1 protein-coding gene is annotated in these 1,066 nt (G+C 62.8%); it reads right to left on the reverse strand.

Translation table 11 applies throughout. The annotated features are described in order from the left end of the window. Positions 1-917, reverse strand: a 917-nt coding sequence (locus B3V69_RS08665; RefSeq protein ID WP_296445643.1) for an efflux RND transporter permease subunit, incomplete at its 3' end; no start/stop codon positions are given. Between the last annotated feature and the right edge of the window lie 149 nt (positions 918-1,066).

Below are 1,066 nucleotides of genomic sequence, written 5' to 3' on the forward strand. Positions count from 1 at the left end.
TGCGGCAACAAAGCCTTGATGCGATTCACGGTCTCGATCACGTTGGCGCCGGGTTGGCGCTGGATATTCAGAATCACGCCGGGCGTCTTGTCGGCCCAGGCGGCCAGGCGCATGTTCTCTGCGTCGTCCACGATTTGGGCAATGTCAGTCAGGCGGATCGGATTGCCATTCTTGAAGGCGATGATGAGCTTGGCGTATTCGGCCGCGGACTTGAGCTGGTCGTTGGCGTCGATGGTGGAGGCACGAACCGAGCCGTCAAAACTGCCCTTGGCCTGGTTGACGTTGGCTGCCGTGATGGCGGTTCGCACATCATCGAGCGACAGACCCAGTGCCGTCAGGGTGGCGGGATTGGCTTGAATGCGCACAGCGGGCCGGCGCCCGCCGGCAATGGCGACCAGGCCGACACCGGGCACTTGTGACAGCTTGGGCGCGAGCCGGTTTTCGACCAAATCGTGGACCCGAATCACCGGCAACGAAGGCGAGGTGATGGCCAGGGTCAGGATCGGGGCATCGGCCGGATTGACCTTGCTGTAGGTCGGTGGCATCGGCAGGTCAGTAGGCAGCAAATTGCTGCCAGCGTTGATGGCCGCCTGCACCTGCTGCTCTGCGACGTCCAGCGACACATCCAGGGAAAAGCGCAAGGTGATGACGGAGGCGCCACCCGAACTGGAAGACGACATCTGGTTCAGGCCCGGCATCTGGCCAAACTGGCGCTCCAGGGGGGCCGTGACGGCCGATGTCATGACATCCGGACTGGCGCCAGGGTACAGGGTGGTGACCTGAATCGTGGGGTAATCCACTTCGGGCAGCGCGGACAGGGGCAACAGGCGATAGGCCAGCGCGCCGGCGATCAGGATCGCCACCATGAGCAAGGAGGTGGCGACCGGTCGCAGGATAAAAAGACGCGAGATATTCATGGCGGCAGCAGTCGGAAGGGACGGTGCAACACTTACTGAGCGCCTTGCTGTCGACGTTCACGCAATTTCTGGAAAAAGGCGCGACGCTCGTCCGGGCTCATGGCCTTGACTTTTTCCACCACCTCGGGCGGCAGGCGGTCCATCCAGGC

Source organism: Rhodoferax sp. UBA5149 (assembly GCF_002413825.1).
In the GTDB taxonomy this organism is placed as follows: Bacteria; Pseudomonadota; Gammaproteobacteria; order Burkholderiales; family Burkholderiaceae_C; genus Rhodoferax.